Here is a 20,735-nt window from a genome sequence, read left to right as displayed (position 1 = left end):
CTTCCAGAGGAGGTTCGTATGAGGAAATTCACCATCGCAGCCATCGCAGTGCTCAGCATCGCCGGCTCGGGCGCGGTCTATGCCCAATATCACCGCCCGTGGATGGAGCACGTCCGCCACATGCGCATGAACCCCGAGGACCGTGCCGCCTTCGTCGACGCGCGGATCGCCGCCGTTCATGCCGGGCTGAAGCTCAACGCCGATCAGGAGAAGCTGTGGCCGCCGGTCGAGGCCGCCGTGCGGGAGTTCGCCAAGCTGCGCATTGATCGCGCCAATGCGCGGATGAATGCCGGGCCGGGCGATGCCGACAGGGTCGAGGATCCGATCGCCCGCCTGCGCCAGCGCGCCGAGGACATGGGCGCCAGCTCCGCGGCCCTGAAGAAGATCGCCGATGCCGCCGATCCGCTCTACAAGACCCTGGACGAGGGCCAGAAACGGCGCCTCGCCGTGCTGACCCGCCACCGCGGCCCGTTCGGCGGCGGCGAGGACGGGCCGCGGCACCGCCATTTCATGGAGCGCATGGACCGCATGATGGATCGGGGCATGGACCACTTCCACCACGACCGTTTCGACCGTGACGGCGGTCCGGACCGGGACCGTGAGGGCCGGCTCTGAGCGGCTCGGGTTTCCGGCCGTTAACCTTGGCGAAGCCGCTGGAATCCAGCGGCTTTTCGAATTTCCAGATTTGTGGACGAAGCCTTGGAAAACTTGCACCCGATCGCTTGCCATCCCCGGATCGCTTTGCTAAACGACCGGCCTCGCAAGGCTTTGGCCGCCTTTCGGGCGCATAGCTCAGTTGGTAGAGCAGCTGACTCTTAATCAGCGGGTCCCAGGTTCGAGCCCTGGTGCGCCCACCATTGGAAAACCCCGATTTTCCAAGACCTTCGCGGAGTGATCGCCGAGAACAGAATGGGTCTCGCGCGATGCTTTTTGTGGACGGACGTGGCACAATCAAATTGCTGTGCGACTTATCCGTTGCTTCCGTGTCTTCACCCATTCGATACAACGTACAAATCCGACGAGACAGGTCGCTTACGTGCTCGTCGTAGAATGGGATACTGGGCGCGTAAAACGGACAGCCGCTTGCAACCGACAGTCAAGTCGCAATTTAGTATGCTTCTCATAGACCCCATCGGCCGTGCGGTGTCTCTCATCGAGGCCTTAGCACACGGCCATGTGCATCATTGAAAGCGGCGCTTCGACCCGGGCCAAGCTATCTTCTGCGGCGGTACCTACAGCCAGGTTCTGTGCCCTGACCGAAGCGTCGAATATGGGAGTGTTCGTTGACAGCGGAGACGGTGACATACCGGACGGTGTCATCGGTCTGATTTTGAATGCAGGGCCAGGGAGGATGCGACCGCCCCACCTCGAGTGCAAGCTCAATGACCTTCTCTGGCTCTCTTGGGCTGCTCCGGCTGCCACGGCCAGCGGCCTTCGATCTCCAGCGTCAGTGTCCAGCTCAGGAAGGTGCGAACCACAACCAGGCCGGCCAGCAGGCCGAGGCTCACGAAGGTCAGCTCGATCGCGATCGTTTTCACGATGTCCGCCGCCACCAGCACCTCGAGGCCGAGCAACAGCGATCGACCGATGCTGATCTTGTAGCGGTCATAGCGGGATACGAGCTCTCGTCCAAAGACGTATCGGGTCGACCAGATGATCCCGACGACGATGATGAATACGCCGAAAATCTCGATGCCGATGCCGACGAGGTGAATCCACTGGCTGGTGGCGGTCTCGAAGGAAGGCACATGATCGGCGGCGGGATTCATGATCCAGAGTCTTCGTTGCGAGCGGCGCGGCGCGCGATGAACGTGGCGCCCGCCCAATAGGTCAGCATTGATCCCAGTAGGCGGTACGCACCCTTGATCAAGATCAACGAACCGCGCGCGAGCGCGAGGATGCTGTCACTTGCCGAGCGGACCGGCCGGCATTCGGGCAGCGTGAAAGGAATTGGCATGCAGCTTTGGCTGATACCCACGCTCTATGCGATTGTGAGCGTCGCGGCCGGCTTCCTGGTGCCGCGCCTGGAAGCGACGTTCCTGGCCGTCAGTCTCAATCTGTCGACTTCTTCCGCGCAGGCCTATTTGTCGGCAGTCGCCTCGGGCATGATGGCACTAACCGGAATCGTGTTTTCGATCGCTTTCGTGCTCGTTCAGTTCAATGCCGTGGTCTATTCGCCTCGCCTCGTGGTCTGGTTTGCGCGCGACCGGCTGCTGTTCCACTCGCTCGGTATGTTCGTCGCGACCTTCATGTACAGCCTCTCCACGCTGGCCTGGGTCGATCGCCAGGGGGCGCAGGGGGTGCCATTCCTGTCTGCCGCGATCGTCGCAGCCATGCTGGTGGCGAGCGTGTTGATGCTCGCGCAACTCGTCCAGCGCTTGAACAACCTCCAAATCATACGGGTGCTGCAGGCGCTCGGCGATACGGGCCGGCAGGTCATCGTCAGCACGTACCAGGCGGTCCCATGGCGGACGTCCGGCAAGGCCGCGCGAGCGAAAGATCTCCAAGGTACGCCAGAGCTGACGGTCAAGCATGTCGGCAATCCGCAGTCGGTGACCTCGATCGACATTGCCAGGCTGGTCCACCATGCCCGCCGGATGGACGGTCTCATCGTGATGGAGTGCGGCGTCGGGGACACCCTGCTCGAAGATAGTGTCATCCTGCGCGCCCACGGGACCGCCGCTCTCGTCCGAGACAAGGAGCTGAGTGCATGCGTTCGTCTCGACGAGCAGCGGACTTTCGAGCTGGACCCGAAATATGCAATGCGGCTTCTCGTCGATGTCGCGATCAAGGCGCTGTCCCCCGCCATCAATGACCCCACCACCGCCGTCCAGGCCATTGACCAGATCGAGGATATGCTACGGCGGTTGGCCAAATGTGATCTGGAGGCGTGCCGGGCATTCGACGACGACGGCGATCTCAGGGTGATCTATCGGATGCCGACCTGGGAGGACTACCTCGCGCTGGCGTTCGACGAGATCCGGCAGTTCGGATCGACCTCCATCCAGGTGATGCGCCGCCTGCGCGCCGCGCTAGTTGAACTGGTGGCGTGCGTTGATGGGGAGCGGGCGAAACTCGTTCGCGGCTATCTCATTCACCTCGATTCCGGGATTGAGCGCTCGGGCTTCGATCCGCAGGACCGCGCCGCGGCCCGCATCGAGGACCGGCAAGGTCTCGGCCTCTCGCACCATCAGGGGGGCGGAGCGGCCCCGGAAGAAGTGGAACGGGCGGTCTCGTGATCACCCAAGCAACCGGATTGACGCAGGCGAAACTGCGAGCCCCGCGCGTGGCGGCCGCGGCGGGGATCCTGTTTTCGGTGCTGCTACTCGCCGTGTTCTGGTTGATGCGGCGGTCTGTGCCGCCCGATCCGCTCGAACCGGGTGCCTGGCTGCAGGGAGGCACCGGCAACGTCGCATTGGCATTGAACCTCGTGCCTTTCGCGGGCGTGGCATTTCTGTGGTTTGTCGGCTTTCTGCGCGACCGCCTCGGCACCCGTGAGGACCAGTTCTTTGCGACGATCTTCTTCGGCAGCGCCGTCCTGATGCTGGCCATGTTGTTCGCCGCCGCCGCGGTGATCGGCGCCGTCATTCTGGCTTTCCACGCCGCGCCGGGCGTGCTGATCAACTCCGCGACATTCCATTTCGGCCGCGGCCTGGCGTACGGAATGGTCAACATCTACCTCGTCAAGACCGCCTCCGTGTTCATGATGACGACGTCGACGATCGCCCTCTACACGGGTCTCACGCCGCGGTGGCTGGCCTACGGCGGGTATGCAGTCGCGGCCGTCCTCCTCATCGGAAGCTACTACATCGACTGGAGCCTCGTCGTCTTTCCGTTCTGGGTACTCCTGGTGAGCGTCAACATCTGGATCAAGAAAGACGAGGGCGAGGTGCGCCCGTGAGGTCGTTGCGCCAGCTTTTCCTAGAAGAAGAGTTGATCCGCCTCGTCATCCGTCTCGGATTGCTGGCTTTGTTGATCACATGGACGTTCGTTCTGATACGCCCGTTTGGAACGATCCTTGCCTGGGCCCTGGTGCTTGCCGTAGCGTTCAACCCCATCTTCGTCAGGCTGGCAAAGATCCTGGGCGGCCGTCCGAAGCTTGCAGCCGGGCTCCTCACCGGCGTCAACCTAGCAATTCTCATCGGGCCGGCAGCGTGGCTCGGCGTGGGCGCGGTCGAAGGAATCAAGGATTTCGCAGGACAGTTGATTGCCGGAGAGTTCAGGATCCCCTCTCCGCCGGAGGCGGTCAAAAACTGGCCGCTGATCGGATCGGCGCTCTACGAATTCTGGGACGAGGCGTCGTCGAACATCCGGCTGGTGCTGCGCCAAGTGACCCCTTACCTGAAGCCGATCGCCGGAATGCTGCTGGGATTTGCGGGCGATGCCGGCATTGGCGCGATCAAGTTTCTGCTGTCGGTGGCAGTGGCTGGGTTCATGCTGCCGTTTGGGCGGCTGCTCGTCGCCGCGGGACGGGGATTCCTGTCGCGGATCGTCCCGGAGCAAAGCGAACACTTCCTGGATCTGGCAGGCGCAACTATCCGCGCGGTGGCTCAGGGCGTGATAGGTATCGCGGTCATCCAGGCTCTGCTCGCCGGTATTGGCTTCAAGCTGGCCGGTATTCCGATCGCCGGCCTTTTGGCATTCATTGTGCTGCTGCTTTCGATTGTGCAGATCGGCGCTGCGGTCGTCATGCTGCCCGTGATCCTATGGATCTGGACTGCAAAGGACGTCACCACGGCAGCTCTGCTGACGCTGTTCCTGATCGTTGTCGGTCTGCTCGACAACGTGTTGAAGCCACTGCTGATGGGCCGAGGTCTCACCACGCCCACGCTTGTGATCCTAGTCGGTGTGATCGGCGGGACCCTCGCACATGGGATCGTTGGCCTGTTCGTAGGTCCAATCGTGTTGTCTGTGGCTTGGGAACTTACTGTGGCGTGGATTGCTACGGACCGTTCCGGCCCGATCCGCAATACGGCCGACCGTTGACCTAAGTCAACGTATCCCCTCGCCACGGCCTCTCAATGATGATGCGGACAACAGAGATCGGAACATGTCGATGGAAACTCCAAATCTGCCAGGTGGTCCCATGTCCGGGCTCGTCGCCTCGGCTGTCGAATATCTAGTCGATGCCGGGCAGCGCAGTGTGCTCTTCCTGGACATCATGCGCCGACGCGGCGATCAGTACCGCGAGCATCTCGCGCAGACCGCTCCGCACGTCCTGCAATATGCCGCTGAACTGATCATCGATGGCCGCAAGCTCGACGAGCCGGTCAACTATGCATTGGTCCGCATCATTCCGCCCCACGGCGTCGAGATCGATCCCGAGCGGCGGCCGTTCATCGTGGTCGATCCGCGCGCCGGACACGGCCCGGGCATCGGCGGCTTCAAGGCCGACAGCGAGATCGGCGTCGCGATGAAGGCGGGTCACCCCTGCTATTTCGTCGGCTTCCTGCCCGAGCCGATGCCGGGACAGACGATCGAGCGCATCGCCCGCGCCGAGGCGCTGTTCATCGAGAAAGTCATCAGCCTGCATCCAAAAGCCGACGGCAAACCCTGCGTGATCGGCAACTGCCAGGCCGGCTGGGCCGTGATGATCCTGGCATCGTTGCGGCCCGAACTGTTCGGACCGATCATCATCGCCGGCGCGCCGCTCGCCTATTGGGCGGGTGTGCACGGCAAATATCCGATGCGCTATTCGGGCGGTCTTCTGGGCGGAAGCTGGCTGACGGCGCTCGCCAGCGATCTCGGCGCGGGCAAGTTCGACGGCGCCTGGCTGGTGCAGAATTTCGAGAACCAGAATCCGTCCAACACCCTGTGGACCAAGCAGTACAACGTCTATTCGAAGGCCGACACCGAAGCGGACCGTTATCTCGAATTCGAGCGCTGGTGGGGCGGTCACGTCAACCTGAACGCCGAGGAAATCCAGTTCATCGTCGATGAACTGTTCATCGGCAACAACCTCGCCGCCGGCAAGATCGAGATGTCAAATGGCGAGAGGGTCGATCTTCGCAATATCCGGTCGCCCATTCTGGTATTCTGTTCCGAAGGCGACAACGTCACGCCCCCGCAACAAGCGCTGGACTGGATCCTCGATTGCTACGCGGACGTCGATGAGATCAGGGCGTATGGGCAGACCATCGTCTATACGGTTCATCAGAGCGTCGGCCATCTCGGCATTTTCGTCTCCGGCGGCGTCGCCAAGAAGGAGCATGCGGAATTCTCCGAGAACATCGATTTGATCGATGTGCTGCCGCCGGGGCTCTATGAGGCAACCTTCGAGGCCAAGGACGAGGAGACGAAGAGCTCGGATCTGGTCGTCGGCAAATGGGTGATGCGTTGCGAGGCGCGCACGCTCGATGATATCCGGGCCATGGGCGGCAATTCGCCGGAGGACGAGCGGCGCTTCGCCGCCGCAAAGCGCGTCTCCGAGCTCAATCTGGCGGCTTACCGGAAATTTGTTCAGCCCTGGATCAAGAAGGTCGTGACCCCGCAAGTGGCGGAAACGATGCGCAACCTGCATCCGCTGCGGCTGCAGTATGAGCTCTTTAGCAGTCGGAATCCGCTGATGGCGACGGTCAAGTCGGTCGCGGAGGAGATCGAGGGCAAGCGCAAGCCGGTGTCGAAGGACAACCCGTTCCTGGCCTTCCAGGAGCAGATGTCCAAGCAGATCGTCCACGCGCTCGATAGCTGGCGCGACGCAACCGAGGCGCTGAGCGAAACGGTCTTCCTCAACGTCTACGGATCGCCTGCCTTGCAGGCGGCGGTGGGAATCGATCCGAAGTTGGAAGTCTCGCGCCGGCGCGAGATGTCCGTCGAGCACCGGGCGATGCTCGAGAAGCGGATTGCCGAGCTGAAATCAAGGGTCGGCAAGGGCGGTCCTCGCGAGGCCGCCATTCGAAGCCTGCTCTACATCGGCTCGGCACGCGGAATGGTGGACGAGCGCAGCATCGAGGCGCTCCGCCGCGTGCGGCGGGACTACAGTGGGCCTCGCCTGTCGCTCTCCGAGTTCAAGATGCTTGTCCGAGAGCAGTTCTTCATTCTGCTCCTGGACCAGGAGGGAGCCCTCGCAGCCATCTCAAAAATGCTCCCTGATGACATCAATCAGCGCCGAGCTCTGTTCGAATCGATGCGGGACGTGCTCTCCGCCAGCGGCGAGCTTGTCGGTGAGCCCGCAAGGCGCCTTCAGCGGATTGCGGCGCTTCTTGGCATCGAGACGGGAGGGGGGAGCGAGAGCAAAGTTGCCCCTTTCGACCAGGCGAAAGCATCGTAGCGGCCGTTCAGAGGATCGGGAGCAGAATCATGGCAGCCGAAATCGGGCACTCGCAATCCCCCAGCAAGTATGATCGGCTGATTGCGGCAGCCAAGTCCGTCCCTCCGGTCCTGACCGTGGTGGTGCATCCCTGCGACGAGACTTCGCTCCGTGGGGCGGTCGACAGCGCACAGGCCGGGATCATCCGGCCGATCCTGGTCGGTCCCGAGGGCAAGGTCAGAGACACGGCGAGAAAGCTCGATCTCGACATCTCGGGGTTTGAGATCGTCGATGCCGCGCATAGCGAGGACGCTGCCGCCAAAGGGGTCGAGCTGATCCACGCCGCGAAGGGCGAGATACTGATGAAGGGCAGCCTGCATACTGACGAGTTGATGCGGGCGGTCACCGCAAAGGCAGGAGGTCTGCGCACCGATCGCCGGATCAGTCACGTGTTCGTCATGGACGTGCCGGCCTACGCCGAGACCTTGTTCGTGACGGACGCTGCCATCAACATCTTTCCCGACCTCGACGCCAAGCGCGACATCATCCAGAATGCGATCGATCTTTACACGCAGGCTGGCTTCGGCAAGGCGCCGCGCGTCGCCATCCTGTCGGCGGTCGAGACCGTCACCTCCAAAATTCCATCAACGATCGAGGCGGCTGCGCTCTGCAAGATGGCCGATCGCGGCCAGATCACCGGCGGTGTGCTCGATGGACCCCTGGCCTTCGACAATGCGATCGACCTCGAGGCGGCGCGCATCAAGGGCATCAAGTCCGAGGTCGCCGGTCGGGCCCAGATCCTGGTCGTTCCCGATCTTGAGGCCGGCAATATGCTGGCAAAGAATCTTGCATATTTCGCCAAGGCCGATGGCGCCGGCATCGTGCTCGGCGCCCGCGTGCCGGTCGTCCTGACTTCGCGGGCCGATACGCCGCGTGCGCGAATGGCATCTTGCGCAGTGGCATCGCTTTATGCCAACGCGCGCCGCCAGCATGCGCCAACGATAGCTGCATGATCGCCATGGATACGATCCTCGTCGTCAACGCCGGCTCCTCGAGCGTCAAGTTCCAGATCTTCTCGGTCGAAGGTGAGGGCCGGCTACGGCGACAAATCAAGGGCCAGATGGATGGCATCGGCAGCCGTCCCCGGCTGAAGGCAAGCGGCGCTGCGGGCGATCCCATTGCCGACCGCGCCTATCCGATCGAGGCGGTGCCGGACGTTTCAACTGCGATGGGCGTCGCCGGTGAGTGGCTGCGCGAGGAGCTGCGCATTCACCCCATTGCGGTCGGACATCGGGTGGTGCATGGGGGCCCGGACCACGACAAGCCGGTCTTGATCGACCACGGCGTGGTGGCCCGGCTCGAGCGCTTTACCAATCTTGCACCGCTGCACCAGCCGCACAATTTGTCGCCGATCCGCTCGATCCTGACGAACTTCCCGGCGCTGCCGCAGGTCGCCTGCTTCGATACCGCATTTCACCGCACGCATGGTGCCCTGGCGGACTACTATGCCATCCCGCATCAGCTTCATGCGGAGGGCGTGAGGCGCTACGGTTTTCATGGCCTGTCCTACGAGTACATCGCCAGAACGCTGCCGAGCGTTGCGCCCGAGATCGCAAAGCGTCGGGTGATCGTTGCTCATCTCGGCAGTGGCGCGTCGATGTGCGCGATGAAGGACGGGCTTAGCGTCGAGAGCACGATGGGCTTTACGGCTCTGGACGGTCTGCCGATGGGAACGCGGCCGGGCCAGCTTGATCCCGGCGTGGTGCTCTACCTCATGGCCGAGAAGGGCATGTCGGCCGCGAGCGTGCAGGACTTCCTGTATCGCGAATGCGGCCTGAAGGGCCTTTCCGGTGTCAGCAACGACATGCGCGAGCTGGAAAAGAGCGAGGATCCCAAAGCAAAGCTCGCGATCGACTATTTCGCCTATCGGATCGGCCTCAACGCCGGGATGCTGGCAGCCGCTCTGCAAGGTCTCGACGCTTTCGTCTTCACGGCCGGGATCGGCGAGAATTCCGCAACCATTCGCGCCCGCGTAGTCGAGCAGCTCGGTTGGCTCGGGGTCGCGCTTGATCCTATCCCAAACTCGCGCCACGCGCTGCTGATTTCGAAGCCCGACAGCCTCATTCCAGTTTACGTGGTGCCAACCGACGAAGAGCTGATGATCGCGCGGCATACGTTGTCGGTGCTGATGAACACGCCATCGAGCAACCCCAGACAAGAGAGGGTGTCATGATTCCTGTCTATCCGGAGACCAAGGTTGCCCTCAAGGGCAAGAAGGGGCTCGTCGTCGGTATCGCAAACGACCAATCCATCGCCTGGGGCTGCGCCAGGGCGTTCCGCGCGCTAGGTGCCGAGCTGGCGGTGACCTATCTGAACGATCGTGCCAAGAAGCACGTCGAGCCGCTCGCACAGGCGCTCGAAGCGCCGATCTTCATGCCGCTCGACGTCATGGTCGAAGGCCAGACGGAACGGGTGTTTGACAGGATCGCGAAGGAATGGGGACAGCTCGATTTTCTGCTGCACTCGATCGCGTTCTCGCCCAAGGAGGCACTGCACGGCCGTGTCGTCGACGTCGGCCGCGAGGGTTTCCTCAAGACCATGGAGGTCTCCTGCTGGTCCTTCCTCCGAATGGCTCATTTGGCCGAGCCGCTGATGAAGAACGGCGGCACGATGTTCACCATGACCTACTATGGCAGCCAGATGGTGGTCGAGAACTACAACATCATGGGTGTGGCGAAGGCGGCGCTGGAATCGGCGGTTCGTTACGCGGCAGCCGAGTTGGGCCCGAAGGGGATTCGCGTGCATGCAATCTCGCCAGGACCGCTGGCCACCCGTGCGGCCTCGGGCATTCCCGAGTTTGATGAGCTGATGGACAAGGCGCAATCGAAAGCACCGGCGCGGAGCCTGGTGAGCATCGACGACGTCGGCAACGCCACCGCGTTCCTGGCGCTCGACGGCGCCAAGCTCATGACCGGCGGAGTGCTCTACATCGATGGCGGATACCACATCATCGATTGAGCTTGGCGAGGCGAGGGAGGGAGGATGCGTATCGTCTTGCTGAGCATGGTGTTGCTGGTCATCAATTCTGTGTCCGGGCATGCTCAGACCTATGACCCTCGATATCCGGTCTGCATGAAAGTCTATGAGGGATCTCTGGGCGGCGGGGAGTGGATCGACTGCAGCTACACATCCATCCCGCAATGTCGGGCGTCGGCATCCGGCCGTGCGGCCAGCTGTGAGATAAACCCGTACTTTGCCCAGATGCAAAGACCAGCTTGGGGTCATCCCGCCTACCGACGCCCTTACTGACGGGCTTGTCAGGCGAAGGCTGTGGCGCCCACCATGTCTCAACGATAGTGCAGCGCGATCAGCTCGGCGACACAGGCCGGCTTCGCGCCGCCTTCGATCTCGATAACGAGGTGATAATTCACGCGCAGTCCATCGGGCGGAACGTCCTCGGCTTCCGCGATTGTCACGCGTCCACGCAGTTTGGATCCAGCCGGCACGGGCGCGAGATAGCGGATCCGGTCCGCGCCATAGTTGAGTGTATTGCGCAAGCCTTTCAGGCCGATCACGGATCGAATGAACAGCGGCGCGAGCGCGAGTGACAACAGCCCGTGAGCGATGGTCTTGCCGCCGGGCATCTCTTTCCTGGCGCGCTCCTGATCGACGTGAATCCATTGCTCGTCGCAGGTCGCTTCCGCAAACTGGTTGATCCACTCCTGGGTGATCTCGATCCAGTCGCTCACCCCGATCTCTGCGCCAACGGCCGCCTTGATTTCCTTGAAGTCGCTGAATATGCGCATGCTTCCCTCGCTCATATCTTCATTTCAGGGACGCTGTCGCCGACTATGAGCTCGGCCTCGGTGACTGCCATGACCTCGCCGACGCTGACGCCGGGAGCGGTCTCAAGCAGGGTCGCGTTGCCGTTCGGAAAGCCGATCACCGCGAGGTCAGTGACCACCAGGCTCACCGGGCGGTCCGACGTCTGGGGCAGGTTGCAATTCTTGACGATCTTCGACTTGCCCTTCGCGGCATGCTGCATGGCGACGATAACCCGCTTGGCGCCGCTGACCAGATCCATCGCGCCACCCATGCCGGGCACCATCTTGCCGGGGATCATCCAGTTGGCGAGGTGTCCGCGTGCATCGACTTGCAGGCCGCCGAGCACGGTGACGTCGACATGGCCGCCGCGGATCAATGCGAATGACATGGCGCTGTCAAATGTGCTTGCGCCCGGCAGGGCACTGATGGGTCGGCCGCCGGCATCGGTGAGCAGGGGATGCGCCAGTCCCTGTTCCGGAATGGGGCCGGTGCCTATCAGCCCGTTTTCGGACTGGAAGAACACTTTCAAATCGGGCGAGACATAGTTGGCGACGAGGGTCGGAATACCGATGCCGAGATTGACGAGGTTGCCGGCCTTGAGCTCTCGTGCAACCCGTCGGGCGATGATCTCCTGCGCATCCATGATGTCACCCGTTGGGGTTCGTAATGAGATAGTCGACCAGCGGTGCCGGTGTCACGACGTGGTCGGGCGCGATGACGCCCACGGGCACGATGTGCTCCGCGGTCACGATCACGGTATCGGCCGCCATGGCCATCACCGGATTGAAATTCCGGGACGTCAACGCATAGGAGAGATTGCCGAGGTAGTCGGCGAGGAAGGCATGCACCAGAGCGAACTGGGCGCGTAGCGCGGTTTCGAGCAGATACGGCCTGCCGTCGATTTCGATCTGGCGCTTGCCCTCCGCGACCAGCGTGCCGACTCCTGTCGGCGTGAGCACGCCGCCCAAGCCGCTGCCGCCGGCGCGGATGCGCTCGGCGAAAGTGCCCTGCGGAATGAGATCAACTGCGACCTGGTTCGTCAGCATTTGCTGCTGCGCCTTCGGATTGAGGCCGATGTGGGTGGCGGTCAGCCGCGACACCAGCGTTGCGTCAAACAGCTTGCCGACCCCTTTGCCCGGCGTGGCCGCGTCGTTGCTGATGATCGTGAGATTGCTCTTCTTCTGTCGGACGAGCTCGTCGAGCAAACGCTCCGGCGTCCCGACACCCATGAAGCCGCCGACCATGACGCTCGCGCCGGTCGGGATCATCGCAACGGCTTCTTCGACGGATACGGCCCTCATGGTGGAACTCCGATCGGTTCGTCCGCGGAATGTTGGCGGGCGGTGGGCGCAATCCTTTGATTTGTGTCAAGGCTTCGCGTCATTCTGGTTGCGCGAAGTAATCCCGATGCTGTCTAGCAGCTCGTGCCATAGCTTGCGTACCTCGGCGTGGCGCCGTTCGAGCGCTGCGCTTACGGCATCGCGAAACGGCACGAGGCTTTCGCCTTTCAGGAACATGATTTGTGCCTGCAGCAGCCGGCCGCTCTCAAACTCGACGCGCCGGATTGCCATCGCGAAAGGATCGTTCGGATTTGCCTCCACCGGAAGCAGCGCCGCCGGCCTGATGCCGGCGTGAATGGCGTGAGCGAGGGTTGCAAGATCCACGGCAAGCGCCAGGGTTGGATCTGGAATGCCCGCCGCCGGTGCGGGAAACCAGGTGGTCTCCCAGGCGGTCGCCAGATAGCCGAGCGCGAGGTCCGGCGTCCAATTCGTTGCGCGCAGCAGCAGGGAAACGATTTCCGACTCGTTGTAGAACTGCGCGTTCAGTTCGGTTTGCCAGGCTGATTCCAGCCTCGGAGGCAAGGCTAGAGCGAAGCGACGCCCCAGCGCGCCATGCGCCGAAATCAGGAAGCTTGCGACGCGCGTCTGCTGCCGGGGCGGCACGCGACCGTCGGAATCGAGCGGCCCGAAGAACCCATTCATGAGATCGCTCTCTGCACGGGAACCGCGCGCAGATGATCGTAGCCGGCGGGAAACGGCATGAGATCGCCGCCTGCCTCGTCCGGGGCGATCCAGACCGATTTGTTTCCCCGCCAGCGTCCGGCCATCACGTCATTCGCGAAGCGGGCGAGCAAATCGGCCGTCAGTGCAGGCTTCTCCAGCGTGAAGGCATGATAAGCGCGGGGGATGATGACGAGGCTGCTGTTTGGAATGTTTACGCGCAACGTCTCGTGCAGTGCACGTGGCGTAAGGAAATCGAATTCACCGTTCAGGATCATCGTCGGTAGGCCGATCGACGGCAGTTGCGGCGTCAGCGGTTGGAAGTCCAGGAAGGATTCCATCAGGTTCTGCAGGGCATAGACATCGTTCACCAGCCAGCCCGGCCTCTTCACACTATCGAGCTTGTCCAGCACCGGCGCCAGCCATTGATCGGAGACATTCATCGGCAGCAGCAGATCTTGCAGGTAGCTGGTGCCGCCGAGGATCAGGCCGGTGCGCAAAGCGTTGCCGAGCAGGAAGAGTTGCGGTGGCAGCTCCGCAAAGCAGCTCATCGGTACCAGCCCGGACAATCGGTCGCCATGTGCAATCGCATAGCGCAACGCGATCAGACCGCCGAAACTGATGCCGCTCAGGAACACGGGCCCGCTGCCGAGCTCCTGGATCAGAAGGTGCAGGGCCGCAACCTGATCGTCCTGGCTGATGAAGAGGGGGGGCTTGTCGGATTCGCCCTGACCGAGCAGATCAAACGTTGCGACGCGGAATCGCCGTGCGATGAGCGCATCGCGATAGGCGGTCCACAGCTCGGCATACTGCGTCAGACCGTTGACCAGCACATAGGCCGGCGCGTCGGCAGGGCCGTCAAGCTCGTAGCGGATCCGATACGAGCTGTAGCTGAGGAAGGGCATTGCGGCAGTCCCGCGGGTAATTTGGTGCGGAAGCATCCTCGGTCAGAACTTCAGCAATCCATTGAGTTAAGTCAAAGGATGCCGTCCGGCGCCTCCTAGCGTCCGATCAGAACAATCCCCGGAGGAATTCGCCATGAAAGGGAGTGAGGCCATGCGTCGTCTTCTCGCGAGTGCAGTGTTGCTGTTGATCGGCACCTCGCTTGCGCTTGCGCAGCCATTCACGCGCCGCTCGTCGCAGATGCAGCACGACGAGCTGAAGAAGACCTACGAGATTGCGAACTTCCGCCTGGGCGGCAAGTACGATCTGTCCGATCCTTCCAAATGGGAGAATGGCGGCGAAGGCGGCGTTACGCTGGAGTCGCTGGGCGGCGGCAAACTGCGGACCGCCTATATCGCGATCGGCAATGCCCGCCGCAACGCGACCGGCGAGATCACCAATGCGGTGATCGTCAATTCCTACTACTCGGGCGACTCCACCGACATGTACGAGCAGTGGGTCAAGGGCGCGGCATTGTCAGGCGGCGTGCCCATTATCGGTCCAGGCAGGCCCATCGACACCGATCGCTACTATGTCGTCATGGTGGACCCGCTCGGTACCTGGGGCGCGAGCAAGCCGTCCGACGGGCTGGGGACCAAGTTTCCTCAATACAGCTACTACGACATGGTGCAGGCCAACTACCGCATGCTGCGCGACGGCCTGAAGATCACTCGCGCCGCCTTGATCACCGGCGTCTCCATGGGTGGCACTCAGACCTATGTGTGGGGTGTCATGCATCCCGAGTTCATGGGCGGGCTGATGCCGATTGGCGGCACCACGCAATCCGATGGCGATGACCCCGTCGGCAACTGGACCTTCCAGATGATGACAGCGGCAATCCAGTCGGATCCGGTGTGGCAGCAGACCAAGGGCGATTATTACAAGCTGCCCAAGGAGAAACACCCGGTTCCGGGCTTGGCGTTCGGCTGGTCGATCCTCGGCATGACGGGCTACGATTTCGCCTTCCGTACGAGCCAGAACTGGAGTGCGGTGCAACCCGAAATCTTCTACTGGGATCCGCCGAACGAGAAGGCGGGGCTCAGCGTCATCAACCGTGCCAAGCTCTATGACGCCGTTGACCTCGTCTGGCGCAACCGGGTCGGCGAGACCCACAATGTCAATCCTCATCTCGGCCGCATCCGCGCGCGCACGCTGGTGATGCATATCACCAACGATCTCTGGCTGAACTTCAAGCTGGCGGAGAAGGCCGTCGATCGCGTTCCCGGCGCAGATCTCATCGCTCAGGAAAGCCCGGTTGCGCACTACGGTGTGTTCCCGATCATCAATCAGCGCAAGAACGATCCGAAGTTCGTCTCCTTCATGGATGACGTGGCGGCGCTGGATCGCGCGCAGACATTCGATGACAAGAACTATCGCGTGCCCGGCGTGGCGGAGAACATCGATCCGAAGAAGTCCTTCTGGAAGGATTTCGTGACCTACCCCTATCCAGTCAAGTACGCCAACGCGAAGGACAAGAGCGGCAATTCCTGGCAGATCGGCTACATGGACGAATATGCCGGCACCGATAAGGATCCGAAGGTGCTGGTCATCATTCATGGCAAGGGCGCCTTTGCCGGGCACTACGGCAACGTCATGCAATATGCTCTGCGCAGCGGCGTGCGTGTGATCGCGCCCGATCTGCCGCACTACGGCATGTCCGGACCGGGCAATCTCGACAAGAGCCCGGCGCGTACCATGCAGGACATGCGCGAGGTCATTTATGACCTCGTGGTCAACCAGCTCGGGGTCAAGAAGGCGTATTATCTCGGCCACTCCCTCGGTGGCCAGTTCGTAATGGGCTACGCCCTGACCTGGCCGGACGCCGTGCAGGGTCTCGCGCTTGAGGCCCCCTCCGGCCTCGAGGAGTATCCACGCGACATCACCATCGCCAAGGACAAGAAGGCGAGGCTGTTCGACCGGGCCTTTGACCACGACTTCGACAAGTGGAAGGCAACCTGGGGCCCGACGGGGATTCTCGACGCCGAGATGAAGCGTTCGGAGCAGAACGTGCGCGACTTCTTCTACTTCAAGAAGCGCGATCCCGAGACAAACGTGGTTTCGGCCTCCAAGAGCGGCTACTTCTTCAGCGACAGCGAGTATGCACGCCTTCACACCGAGCAGCGCGTCGGCTTGATCAAAGGCAATCCGAAAGAGCTCGAACAGTGGTGCAACGTCTTCATCTATGACATCTACACCATCGGCGCCGAGCTGCAGCAGGATGATCCGAAGAACCTTTACGAACGGCTTACCCAGATCAGGGCGCCGATCTTCCTCTCGTTCGGCGACAAGGAGCCGTTCATCCCGACGCCCGCCTTCAACGGGCTGACGGATCTCGGCCGGGATGCGATTACGCCGTTCATGTCGCGCATGACCAATGCCGGCAATCGGCCGCTTCTGAAGATCTATCCGGAGACTGGGCACTTCATCCATACCGACAATCCGGTGGAATTCCCGGCTGACGTCGTGGACTTCGTGATGAGGGGAGCGGTCGATACCTCATCACCGCTCGGCACGGACCGGATGATCAAGGGTGCCGTGATCTCTGCCTTGCCGGTGGCGCCGACGCCTCCGGGGGCAGCGCCGACCGCCGGCCTGAACAAGTAGGGCCGGGACCATGTCGAGAGTTCAGGCGGGTGATATCCAGTTGGGTTGGCGGGAGTGGGGCAGAGGCGACGTCACCGTCGTCTTCATCCACGGCAATCTCGCCAGCAAGGACTGGATCGAGCTCGCCGCACCGCTTTTTCCCTCGGGGCTGCGCGTGATCGGCATCGATTGGCGCGGTTGCGGCGACAGCGACCGGCCAAAGCCGGTCGCGGACTATTCCAATTACACCATGCAGCAGCATGCGCAGGACTTGCTCGCCGCGCTCGATGCGCTCGGCATCCGGTTCTGCCACCTCGCCACCCACTCCACGGGCGGAATCATCGCGGCGCGGATGCTGCTGATGCAGCCCGAACGGTTCGGGCGGGTATTCGCGCTCGATCCGATTACCCCCCTCGGCATGGCCTTCAATGCCGATCAGATCGGCGTGTTCCGCGCGATGATGGCGAGCAAGGAGGTGACGCGGGCCGTGATGGCGACTGCGGCATCCTCCTTGTTCGTTCCCGACAGTCTGGCACCGAACACCGTACCGCGCTTTCGAGAGGGGCTTGGAGACATACCGCTTTTGTTCGAGCGGATCCTCGATCAGACCTTCGGCGTCTCGGAAGGCATTTGGATCGGGACGCCCGTGAATCTCAACCGCGAGTGGGAGAGCAAAGAGCTGGAGCGCCGGATGGCGGAGATCAGGCATGCGCACCTGGTGCTGTGGGGCGAGCGGGACGGGTGGATTCCGCCAGCAGATCTGCGAGCGATGGCGACGGAAATGCCGGACTGCCGGCTCGTGATCGTGCCCGGTGTGGGACATTCGATGAACCTCGAAAATCCGGCGCTGTATGCCGGCTATTTCGGCGCCTGGTTCGGAGGACTGACGCGGTAGGCGCATCATTATCGGTAGCAACTGTATGAGGACGATATCATGGCCGGCACGACAAAGCTCTCGGTTGAGAAGGCACTCGAAAAGCTGCGCGGCGACGAGCCCCAGAAGACCAGAACGGAGCAGCGGGACGAAAAGAGCGAGGCGCTCAACAAAGAGATAAAGCGCATGAGAGCACAAAGGCTGCGTCTCGACCCGACCTCACGCAAGCGCAGCTGAACTCCGTTCGGTCCGGATGGCACTTCAATTCCTGGCAGGCGCTCTCGTCAGCGCGATCAACATCATGATCCACGCGATTGTGACGGTGGGTGCCACCAGTATTGCGCGAGCGGCGGGCCTGAAGCACACGGCGCGGCCAAAACTGCACTTAATGGCCCTGATGGTCGCAACGGCAACGGTGCTCATGCTCGCACACACGCTGGAAATTCTGGTCTGGTCGCTTGCCTATCTGATCCTCGACGCGGCGCCCGCAGGATCCGATCTGCTCTATTTTGCCTTCGTCAATTACACCACGCTGGGTTACGGCGACATCACGCCGCAGCAAGCGTGGCGGTTGACTGGGCCGATGACCGCCATGAACGGCATCCTTCTGTTCGGCTGGTCGACCGCCGTGCTGTTCGAAGTGTTGCGCAAGACGCTTGAGCACCTCTCCGCGATCGGCGCTTCCGGGGTTAGCCCTGCAGATCGATAGTGGCGAGCTTCCGACGGTCCGACAATACGATCTGGCGCTGCGTGTTACCGATAAAATCAATGATGCTAAGTTCATGCAGCCGCGATAGTGCGCGCGAAACAGTTTCAAGCGTCAGGCCGAGATAATCGGCGATATCGCGGCGCGACATCGGGAGGGCGATGACCTCGGCTCCGGTCAGGCGCTGGTCCATCTCGAGGATGAAGGCGGCAACACGTTCCAGCGAGGTCTTGCGCCCCAACAGCAGCATATGGTCCTCGGCATGCTGAAGGTTGTTCGTCGTCATGGTAAGCAGGTTGTTGGCAACGACGGGATCGCTGTCGGCCACCAGCTCCAGGGTTTGCCTGCGGATCAGCCGGACGGTGGTGTCAACGATCGCCTCCGCCGTGAAGCGATGTGAATTGCCGTTCTCCAGTCCGAAGATGTCGCCGGCAAGGTGAAACGCGCCGATTTGGCGCCGTCCGTCCGACAGGAGCTTGTAACTTCGCACTGCACCCGTCTTGACCTGATACACGTAATCGGCGGCCTCTTTCTCGCCGTAAATCTCAGTCCCTTTCTTGTAAGAAAATTCGCTCAAACTGACGGCCGGATTCGATCCGCTGGTCAGCCCGAGGTCGCGGAGTGAATTTGGGCGGCGCGTGGGATCGGTCGTGATGCGCACAAACATGGCTAAATCCTCAACGAATCGCTGAATTGGGTTCAGATCAATGTTCATTGGGGGGAATGCGCCGCGCTGTCTCACTCCCGCCGAGGTTGATTTACGACTAAAGAGGATATTCTCGTCCATTGTCTCTAGGAACATTGTACCTTGGGACAGGGTCGAAGGATCGGGGGAATGAAAAGGATCAGGGATCCTGTCGTGTAATCTGAAATGCGGTGCGCTCAATTGCCGATGTTGATCTCTGATCCAACCGAATTATGAGAGCGTTCAATGCACGGCGCTCGGCAAGAATATCGCGGCTAAGAGGTGGAATTGCCTGGCTTGGTTCATGTGGTGGACGACGACGCTTCGTTCCGGACGGCAATCGAACGCCGGCTGAAGCTGGCGGGTTACGACGTCGAATCATATTCATCTGCAGAGGAACTGTTGGGACGTCTGCCGAGCGTCGAGGAGCCTGCTTGCGTGCTGCTCGACGTGAAGATACCCGGCCTGAGCGGTCCCGATCTGCAAGCCCGGTTAATCGAGCTGGGTTCGACACTGCCGATCATCTTCGTCACCGGTTACGCCGATACTGCAACGACCGTGCGCACGATCAAGGCTGGTGCGGAGGATTTCCTGACGAAGCCGGTCTCTTCAGAACTGTTGCTCCATGCCATAGAGCGTGCATTGGCGCGTCACAGTTCCGCGCAGAGCCAGAGAAACAGGCTCGATGCGTTTCGCACCCTCCTGTCGGGCCTGACGCCGCGAGAACGCCAAGTCTTCGATCTTGTCGTCCGCGGCAAGATCAACAAGCAAATCGCACACGAACTCGGAACGACGGAGCGCACGATCAAGGCGCATCGCCATCAGGTCATGGACAAGATGCGTGTCCATTCCTTGGCAGAATTGGTCTCGATTGCGGAGCGGCTCGGGTTGATTGATGCGAACGTGCCTAGAGATCAGGCATAGGAGGTGCAACCACCGCCGTGTGGCCAGCGCTGCATCAAGGCATATCACAGGTTATCGACACGCCGAGTTTCGGAGCACGCAATGTAACGGTCAGGACGGAACTAGTCTAGCGCGGCGCGCTGCGTCCCGATGAGCCCGATAAGCTTGATGTCCTTTCCCGCTGCTCAAAGCGCAGTTCTGTTGATTTTTATCAACGGTCCGGCGACTGATGAGCCCACGTTAGGTTTTGATTACCACCACATTTGGGAGGGACGAGCATGACGGGAATTGCCAAGCATCTTGGAATGATCGCGGCTGCATCTATCTTCGTGGCGGCTCCGCTGTCGCTCCAGCCATCATCGACGAGCCTTTTGACGGTATCTCTGGATAGCGCCGAAGCCAGGGTCGGGCGGCCGCTGACGCCGATGAGCGTGGCGGGCGTCAATCGCCGGGTGCATCGCCGGGCCTATTATGGCGCTGCCGCCGCGGGTGTCGCACCTTATGGTACGTACCGGTATCGGCGAGCCTGCGGGTACTATCCGTATCCACCCTGCTACTGAGATTCGACGTGAGGCTCGCCGTCTGCATCGCCATTGATGGACATGTGCGCTGAGCCCACTTCGTGCCGTTTGGAATCGCGAAACAGGAGGTGCTTATGAAATTGTCATCCAAGGCCTTCGGACCCGTCACCCTCAGCGCAATGGCGTTGAGTGCGTCGCTGGCCACCCTGGGGCTCTCGGTCAGCAGTGGCCCGGCCGCCGCAGTGGTGTACTGCCAGTACATCGACTATCCGCCGAGTTGCATCGCAAGACCGGGCGTCGTGCTGAGGCCGCGTCCGGTCGCCCGTGCAGCCGCTCGCGAAGCGGTGCGTCCCGGAACGCCGATGAATCGCGGCGGACCGGTCAACCGGGTCGGACGCCGCTGAGCGTGGTGCTTACGTCCGCGCGAGACAGCAGGGCCCCCCGGCT

General features: G+C 61.8%; 23 protein-coding genes and 1 tRNA gene. 17 read left to right on the top strand and 7 right to left on the bottom strand.

Annotation, left to right across the window (positions count from 1 at the left end; genetic code table 11):
• Positions 1–18: 18 nt before the first annotated feature.
• Positions 19–615 (top strand): Spy/CpxP family protein refolding chaperone, encoded by a 597-nt coding sequence (locus tag EHH60_RS13135; RefSeq protein ID WP_124159883.1) that lies wholly within the window; start codon positions 19–21, stop codon positions 613–615.
• Between the two features lie 166 nt (positions 616–781).
• A tRNA-Lys gene (locus EHH60_RS13130) sits at positions 782–857 on the top strand.
• A 522-nt stretch (positions 858–1,379) separates the two neighbouring features.
• Here EHH60_RS13130 and EHH60_RS13125 read toward each other — a convergent pair.
• Entirely contained in the window at positions 1,380–1,769 is a 390-nt protein-coding gene (locus EHH60_RS13125) for a DUF1622 domain-containing protein (protein WP_124159882.1), read from the bottom strand.
• Between the two features lie 93 nt (positions 1,770–1,862).
• Between EHH60_RS13125 and EHH60_RS13120 the strand changes: the two genes are divergently transcribed.
• The 8 genes from EHH60_RS13120 to EHH60_RS13085 all read left to right on the top strand — a co-directional run bounded on the left by EHH60_RS13120 (position 1,863) and on the right by EHH60_RS13085 (position 10,558).
• On the top strand, positions 1,863–3,239 hold the full coding sequence (locus EHH60_RS13120; protein WP_124159881.1) for a DUF2254 domain-containing protein: 1,377 nt from the start codon (positions 1,863–1,865) through the stop codon (positions 3,237–3,239).
• Positions 3,236–3,901, top strand: a complete 666-nt coding sequence (locus EHH60_RS13115) for a hypothetical protein (protein ID WP_124159880.1) — start codon at positions 3,236–3,238, stop codon at positions 3,899–3,901. The genes EHH60_RS13120 and EHH60_RS13115 overlap by 4 nt, the downstream gene beginning before the upstream one ends.
• On the top strand, positions 3,898–4,986 hold the full coding sequence (locus tag EHH60_RS13110) for an AI-2E family transporter (RefSeq protein WP_199751436.1): 1,089 nt from the start codon (positions 3,898–3,900) through the stop codon (positions 4,984–4,986). The genes EHH60_RS13115 and EHH60_RS13110 overlap by 4 nt, the downstream gene beginning before the upstream one ends.
• Positions 4,987–5,050: 64 nt before the next feature.
• On the top strand, positions 5,051–7,270 hold the full coding sequence (locus tag EHH60_RS13105; protein ID WP_124159879.1) for a DUF3141 domain-containing protein: 2,220 nt from the start codon (positions 5,051–5,053) through the stop codon (positions 7,268–7,270).
• Between the two features lie 14 nt (positions 7,271–7,284).
• Complete coding sequence (locus tag EHH60_RS13100; protein ID WP_283811838.1) at positions 7,285–8,262, top strand: phosphate acetyltransferase; 978 nt, start codon at positions 7,285–7,287, stop codon at positions 8,260–8,262.
• Between the two features lie 5 nt (positions 8,263–8,267).
• Complete coding sequence (locus EHH60_RS13095) at positions 8,268–9,482, top strand: acetate/propionate family kinase (RefSeq protein ID WP_124160089.1); 1,215 nt, start codon at positions 8,268–8,270, stop codon at positions 9,480–9,482.
• Complete coding sequence (gene fabI, locus EHH60_RS13090; RefSeq protein WP_124159877.1) at positions 9,479–10,267, top strand: enoyl-ACP reductase FabI; 789 nt, start codon at positions 9,479–9,481, stop codon at positions 10,265–10,267. The genes EHH60_RS13095 and fabI overlap by 4 nt, the downstream gene beginning before the upstream one ends.
• A 24-nt stretch (positions 10,268–10,291) precedes the next feature.
• Positions 10,292–10,558 carry a DUF3551 domain-containing protein gene (locus tag EHH60_RS13085; RefSeq protein ID WP_124159876.1) on the top strand — a complete coding sequence of 89 codons (267 nt, stop codon included), beginning with the start codon at positions 10,292–10,294 and terminating at the stop codon, positions 10,556–10,558.
• Between the two features lie 38 nt (positions 10,559–10,596).
• Here EHH60_RS13085 and EHH60_RS13080 read toward each other — a convergent pair whose 3' ends face one another.
• From EHH60_RS13080 to EHH60_RS13060, 5 genes are all read right to left on the bottom strand, one after another.
• Positions 10,597–11,055, bottom strand: coding sequence for a MaoC family dehydratase (locus tag EHH60_RS13080; RefSeq protein WP_124159875.1), 459 nt, complete (start codon positions 11,053–11,055; stop codon positions 10,597–10,599).
• Between the two features lie 11 nt (positions 11,056–11,066).
• A complete protein-coding gene (locus tag EHH60_RS13075; RefSeq protein ID WP_124159874.1) occupies positions 11,067–11,717 on the bottom strand; it encodes a 3-oxoacid CoA-transferase subunit B in 651 nt (216 codons plus the stop codon).
• A 4-nt stretch (positions 11,718–11,721) separates the two neighbouring features.
• On the bottom strand, positions 11,722–12,375 hold the full coding sequence (locus EHH60_RS13070) for a CoA transferase subunit A (RefSeq protein WP_124159873.1): 654 nt from the start codon (positions 12,373–12,375) through the stop codon (positions 11,722–11,724).
• 66 nt (positions 12,376–12,441) lie between these two features.
• Positions 12,442–13,056, bottom strand: a complete 615-nt coding sequence (locus EHH60_RS37515) for a hypothetical protein (protein WP_199751435.1) — start codon at positions 13,054–13,056, stop codon at positions 12,442–12,444.
• Positions 13,053–13,979 (bottom strand): alpha/beta fold hydrolase, encoded by a 927-nt coding sequence (locus EHH60_RS13060; RefSeq protein WP_124159872.1) that lies wholly within the window; start codon positions 13,977–13,979, stop codon positions 13,053–13,055. The genes EHH60_RS37515 and EHH60_RS13060 overlap by 4 nt, the downstream gene beginning before the upstream one ends.
• A gap of 151 nt (positions 13,980–14,130) precedes the next feature.
• Between EHH60_RS13060 and EHH60_RS13055 the strand changes: the two genes are divergently transcribed.
• The 4 genes from EHH60_RS13055 to EHH60_RS13045 are packed head-to-tail and all read left to right on the top strand — an operon-like array spanning position 14,131 to position 18,182.
• Complete coding sequence (locus EHH60_RS13055) at positions 14,131–16,620, top strand: alpha/beta hydrolase (RefSeq protein ID WP_124159871.1); 2,490 nt, start codon at positions 14,131–14,133, stop codon at positions 16,618–16,620.
• A gap of 10 nt (positions 16,621–16,630) precedes the next feature.
• Positions 16,631–17,494: an alpha/beta fold hydrolase gene (locus EHH60_RS13050; RefSeq protein WP_124159870.1), complete on the top strand. Its 864-nt coding sequence runs from the start codon at positions 16,631–16,633 to the stop codon at positions 17,492–17,494.
• Between the two features lie 39 nt (positions 17,495–17,533).
• On the top strand, positions 17,534–17,710 hold the full coding sequence (locus EHH60_RS37510; protein WP_199751434.1) for a hypothetical protein: 177 nt from the start codon (positions 17,534–17,536) through the stop codon (positions 17,708–17,710).
• A 16-nt stretch (positions 17,711–17,726) separates the two neighbouring features.
• On the top strand, positions 17,727–18,182 hold the full coding sequence (locus EHH60_RS13045) for a potassium channel family protein (RefSeq protein WP_124159869.1): 456 nt from the start codon (positions 17,727–17,729) through the stop codon (positions 18,180–18,182).
• Here the strand turns inward: EHH60_RS13045 and EHH60_RS13040 are convergent.
• Positions 18,163–18,846 (bottom strand): helix-turn-helix domain-containing protein, encoded by a 684-nt coding sequence (locus tag EHH60_RS13040; RefSeq protein ID WP_124160088.1) that lies wholly within the window; start codon positions 18,844–18,846, stop codon positions 18,163–18,165. The two genes, EHH60_RS13045 and EHH60_RS13040, sit on opposite strands and share 20 nt — an antisense overlap.
• 306 nt (positions 18,847–19,152) lie before the next feature.
• On the opposite strand from EHH60_RS13040, the gene EHH60_RS13035 reads away from it, so the two are divergent.
• The 3 genes from EHH60_RS13035 (at position 19,153) to EHH60_RS13025 (ending at position 20,692) form a co-directional block, all read left to right on the top strand.
• Entirely contained in the window at positions 19,153–19,788 is a 636-nt protein-coding gene (locus EHH60_RS13035) for a response regulator transcription factor (RefSeq protein ID WP_124160087.1), read from the top strand.
• Between the two features lie 257 nt (positions 19,789–20,045).
• Complete coding sequence (locus EHH60_RS13030; RefSeq protein ID WP_199751433.1) at positions 20,046–20,327, top strand: hypothetical protein; 282 nt, start codon at positions 20,046–20,048, stop codon at positions 20,325–20,327.
• Between the two features lie 95 nt (positions 20,328–20,422).
• A complete protein-coding gene (locus EHH60_RS13025; RefSeq protein ID WP_502697405.1) occupies positions 20,423–20,692 on the top strand; it encodes a hypothetical protein in 270 nt (89 codons plus the stop codon).
• Positions 20,693–20,735 lie beyond the last annotated feature (43 nt).

The organism is Bradyrhizobium sp. RP6 (assembly GCF_003837805.1).
Classification (GTDB): Bacteria; Pseudomonadota; Alphaproteobacteria; order Rhizobiales; family Xanthobacteraceae; genus Bradyrhizobium.
Note: the sequence above shows the minus strand (reverse complement) of the source record. Positions and strands in the feature narration are given on the sequence as shown.